At 42.9% G+C, this 4,958-nt stretch carries 5 protein-coding genes and 1 pseudogene; all 6 read left to right on the forward strand.

Features of this window, described 5'->3' with window-relative positions; all coding sequences use genetic code 11:
- A partial coding sequence (locus CH376_RS23400) for a hypothetical protein (protein WP_100788552.1) occupies window positions 1–356 on the forward strand: 356 nt, incomplete at its 5' end.
- A complete protein-coding gene (locus CH376_RS24695; RefSeq protein WP_243394861.1) occupies window positions 353–1,012 on the forward strand; it encodes a hypothetical protein in 660 nt (219 codons plus the stop codon). The genes CH376_RS23400 and CH376_RS24695, both read left to right, overlap by 4 nt.
- Window positions 1,013–1,083: 71 nt before the next feature.
- Window positions 1,084–1,482, forward strand: a complete 399-nt coding sequence (locus CH376_RS23410; RefSeq protein WP_243394860.1) for a hypothetical protein — start codon at window positions 1,084–1,086, stop codon at window positions 1,480–1,482.
- Complete coding sequence (locus CH376_RS24700; protein ID WP_243394859.1) at window positions 1,479–2,114, forward strand: hypothetical protein; 636 nt, start codon at window positions 1,479–1,481, stop codon at window positions 2,112–2,114. The genes CH376_RS23410 and CH376_RS24700 overlap by 4 nt, the downstream gene beginning before the upstream one ends.
- A 130-nt stretch (window positions 2,115–2,244) precedes the next feature.
- Window positions 2,245–4,428 (forward strand): annotated as a pseudogene (locus CH376_RS23420) (RHS repeat-associated core domain-containing protein); the annotation flags it as partial.
- Window positions 4,428–4,958, forward strand: a 531-nt coding sequence (locus CH376_RS23425) for a hypothetical protein (protein WP_100788555.1), incomplete at its 3' end; no start/stop codon positions are given. The pseudogene CH376_RS23420 and the gene CH376_RS23425, both read left to right, overlap by 1 nt.

The following is a 4,958-nucleotide window of genomic DNA, read 5'->3' on the forward strand; positions in this document are numbered from 1 at the left end:
TCCATTGGGATGAGAAAGCTGCAAGGAAATGGGCTTGTTACATGAGTGCGGGACAGTTGGCAATTATGATTGCAGTAGGTGCGGTTTATGGCGTCCCGGGTTATGGAATTCCAGGTTATGTTTATGGAACAGGGGGCGTAACAGAAGGTAGCATTGGAGCTTTTCCAATATTACAAGGTATTCCTTTATCGCGGGTAATTTTTTACATATCAATTGTAGGCACAATTAATAGTGCAAGCAAAGGCGATTGGGAAAGTGTTGGCGCCGATTTGGCAGGATATGCTACTAAAGCACCAGTGGGCATGGCGGTTAATTACGTAAAAGGAACAGTAAGGACATGTGAAGGTAATCTATGAGATTTGCTCTGATATTTATCAATATTGTTATATTAGGAAATTGTGTAACACCGGGAACAATACAATTTTCAAAAGAAATTGTAGGGTCGGACCGTAATTATATAAAATTTAATCTTGAGGACGTAAACAAATTAGTCCAAATGGAATCTATTTTTTATGCCGATAAACGCTTTTACAATTTTTCTGCTTACTTGAATGGAAAAGAGAAGAAAATCTTTAATTTCATCATAGATGATGAAATTAAAATTAATCCAAATGAAAAATATTTTTATAATAAGCGTGATGGCTTGGATCGAAATATAATATCTCAGCTGTTGGTCGGTGATTTAAGAGATAATTTTATTGTCGATTGTAATTATCGAATGCCAATTCCAGTAGGCAAAAGCAAACTAAAGCTCGTTATTTTTTACCAAGCTACGCGTAGATTTGGCAAGTTAGAGTCCGAATTTGATCTTCCGCCGAATCATTCGATTCGTTTAAACTTTATTCCCAAAGATATCGAAGTTCAAAGAATACATTTTGCAGATCAGGCTTTTAAAGATCCCAAGGATCGAGTCCCCATGCTTGTAAAAGAAAGGATTTTCGAAATCGTCGCAACCGTTGAACCAAACTCAGACCCGGACGAAGACAAACCTTGCGAGATCCCGAAGGATTAAAATCTTCCCCCGCTTCAACATTAGGATCTGTTCTTTCTCCGTATGCTTTGCAGGGTTACATTGGAGGCGGTTTGTCTAAATCAAGTTTTAACAATATTCATTGGGATGAGAAGAGCGCAAGGATCGGCGGTTGTTACGGGACCGCGATTAGTTTTTGGGGAATGCAAGCTGGGCTTGGCGCTTATATAAATGTTAACATCGTTGCGGCTGCAAAAGATGGTGCGGTTGGCGCAAAAGCAATTGTCGCGATTATGAAACCCAATGCAGCTTTAGGTCCGTTCTCTGCTTTAGATGTGTTTACATCTCAATTTTTGTTAATGCATGCAGTTACAGGTGACGGTGTGGGAGTTGGATCCGATCTAACAGGATATTCAATTACTTTAGCTTCTGCGGGAAAAGTTTCGGCCCCCATTGGCCTCGCGCTTGAAGCTGCAAAAGGAACGCAAAGGACATGCGGAGGTTCATTATGAATTTATATAATCGTAAAAATGTAATTCGTCTAGGATTATTTCTATGTCTGTTTAATGCCGGCTGTGTAGATTTTGGACACTACGGACCTTTTTTACGAAAATATAAGCCAGTAGATAATTTTGAAAATACGTTTTTAAAATTTAATATATCAAGAGCCAGAGAATCAAATACTCGAATTAGTAATAAACAATTTAATACATATTATTTATTAGCAATTTGGTCTGAACCAAATTCAGTCGAAGGGGTTCTACATAGCTTAATGCCCGATGAAGGCTATTGGGTTTCTCGAAATAAAGTAATTTTTCCAGATTTCAGCGAAGACGGGCGAGATATTAGATTTTATGAGGATTGTGATTACCGAATTCCCTTATCTAAAGGCAAGGTAAAATACGAATTTCAAATTTTTATCAGAAATCCAAAACAAAATGCTACATTAATTAAAACGATTGATCTTCCTCCTAAGCATTCCATTCGTCTGAATATTGTTCCTGCGGAGTTGCCCTATCCAAATCCAAAAGATTGGACGCAGAAAATCGAAAATGAAAATGCTCCTGAAATAGAAATCGTCGCAACCGTTGAACCGAACCCAGACCCGGATGAAGACAAGATTTGCGAGATCCCGAAGGATTAGAATCTACCCCCGCGAGCGATGGAAGCGTGGTCAAGTTATTGCGACTAGTGTAAAAGTATATTTCCAAAGTAAAATGTAATAACTTGACCGGAGCTGAGAGCGCGACCCGTAGGGACGCGGCCGGATGGTAACCTTCAGCTACAGCGATGCGGCACACGCGAACGCGGTTACACATGTGAGCAGCGCAGGATATCTCGGAGATTACTCGTATGACGGCTCGGGGAATATGATATCACGAAACGGCTCGACGCTCGTCTACGACGGGTTTCAAAAGTTGCGCAGAATGGACACGGTGGAACAAGGCACGATCGAGTATGAATATGACTTTAGTGGAAGCCGAGTGATTAAGAACCGGTTGCAGGACGCAAGTAAGGTTATCAGCTTGGGAGGAATGTATGAGATTTCGTATCGTTCGGGTTTTTCTCCCCAACATACGTTGTATTTCAAGGGAGCGGGGGGAGAATTGATCGGTCAGTGGACGACAGACACGGCGGTGCTACGGACGAGCACGGCGAGCAACGGCTGGAATCAAATCAAGAACGATACAATCGGGAAGATGAACGGAATTTACTACAAGAGCGTTCATCAAATTTTTGAAACCAGAGAATTCCTTCGAACGAATCCGTTCGGAGTCTTTTCTGGAATTGTAATTTTAGTTTCATTAGGAATTTGTTTTGTTCTTTTACACAAGGGAGAACTCAGAGAGGGAATCCAACTGAAACTTCTCACACCGTTAACACTCATTTCAATGTTGATGTTTGTAACGAATTGCAACGGGTTGTTAAACGGCGGAAGCGGCGATGACCCGCCTTGGATGCTCGTACCGCTCGTAATTCCACCGGGAACTCCTGCGATCTTTACCACACCGTCTCAATCCGGAAACTCAGGTATTCCGATCGGGGGAACTCCAGTGAACGGCTTTGTGTTTTTCAACACGGATCACTTGGGCTCGGTGACGATGGCGATGGACGGACAAGGGAATCGATTGGGTGGAGGAGAATGGGGCGGAAGCTCACACGTGAGTTACAAACCCTACGGGGAGGTTCAGAGAAATGATTCGCAAGGCCCGGATATCTTTCGATACAAATACACAGGTCAAGAAGAAGACCGAGAGACAGGTCTTTACTACTACAAAGCAAGATACTATGATCCGGAGATCGGCAGGTTTACACAGGCGGACAGTATATTAGATACTAAGAATCCGAACTCGATGGACTTGTATATGTATACGGAAGGGAACCCGGTGAATCATACGGATCCAAGCGGCAACAGCATCGGACTCGGAGCGATTGCGGCGATTACGTTTCCGATGTTTTCGTTACCGACAATTGGAGCCGCGGCGGTAGGAGTGGCGATTATGGCGTCAGTAGTAATTGCGAGTGCGTTAGCCGCAATTGGGCTTGGAACGAGCCTTGGTTATATGGGCTTGAACGGAGCTCCGGTTGTAGCGGGAGCAGTCGGAATCGCAGCACTTTCGACATTGAACAGCGCGCTTTATCTGATCGCAAGCGGGGCTGGAGTAACTTTTGCTTACGCGAGCGGGGCAGCTACGTTTGTTGGAATAGCTGCCGCGATGGGAATCGGTTTTATCGGTTCGGTCGCTTATATGATCGTTTCCCCGGCATTAGGCGGGGGCTTAGTTGGTTTAGGAGTATCGGCTGTTGCTTTAGCTTCAGCGACCACTGCTGCTTTTATGTTGGGAGCAACGGCCCTTGCGACTACGGTTGCGATTGGGCTTGGAGCCGCGACGATTGTTGCGTTTTCACCTTTTACAGCGATTGGTTCGCTCGCTGTAGCAGGAGCGGTCGGAGTGTTGGCGATCTTGGCCGCGGTTTCGTTTGGATTTGTTCTTGTGGTTTCCGCCCTTACAACAGCGGCTTTCGCGATTGGAAGTGTGTTGAATCAAAATACAGCTCAAGCTTATTTAGCGGGTGGTTATTCGAAGTCGAGCTGGAACAATATCCATTGGGATGAGAAAGCCGCAAGGAAGTGGGCTTGTTATATGAGTGCGGGACAAATGGCCGCGATGGCCGCAGCTGGTGCAATTTATGGTGCGCCGGCATTGGGGGTCGGTGAAGCTGTTCCCGGAACTGGAATTTCTGCGCATAGTTTATCAAATCCTTGGTTTTTTAGTTTATTCTCCGAAAGTGCTTTATTAGCTATTTCTATAGGTGGAACTACTTATAGCTCCGTAAAAGGCGATTGGAGGAGCGTCGCTTTGGATTATATAAGTTATTATTCGGGAGTTGAAGGTTTAAGTACTATATATTCAGTTGGAGAAACTGTACATAAAACTTGCGAAGGGCCACTTTAATGAAAAAAATATTTATAATAACCAACTTTGTAGTAATCGGTGCCTTCTGCGGTATGTTTTGCCTTAGCTTTGGGGGTCTTTATTCTCCAACTCGCTATTCGTCATACGAGATTGCAAATTCTAAAAATAGCTATATACGATTTTCATTACGTAGTCTCTCTCAATTTGGATTTGCAGAAAATCAAACATATAATTTAATTACTAGATGGAAAATGAAGAGGCCTTTGTTCGATACTTATATTTTAATTAATCCAGATTACGGATATTGGCGAAAATACTATTTAACAACGGATAGCCTACCCCCTAAAATAATAGGATTTAATGGCGATATGCGTTTTAATTTTCTCTATAACTGTGATTATAAGATGCCTGCCAACACCGGATATAATCAGTATATATTTGCAGTACGAAATGAAAGTAATAGCATTGCTGGTTATTTGGAAGAAGGATTCGATCTTCCGCCCAATCATTCGATTCGATTATCCATTACACCCAAAGTATTTCAAGAATCGGTCGTCTCTCCTTTTGAT

This window comes from Leptospira adleri, from assembly GCF_002811985.1.
Taxonomy (GTDB): Bacteria; Spirochaetota; Leptospiria; order Leptospirales; family Leptospiraceae; genus Leptospira; species Leptospira adleri.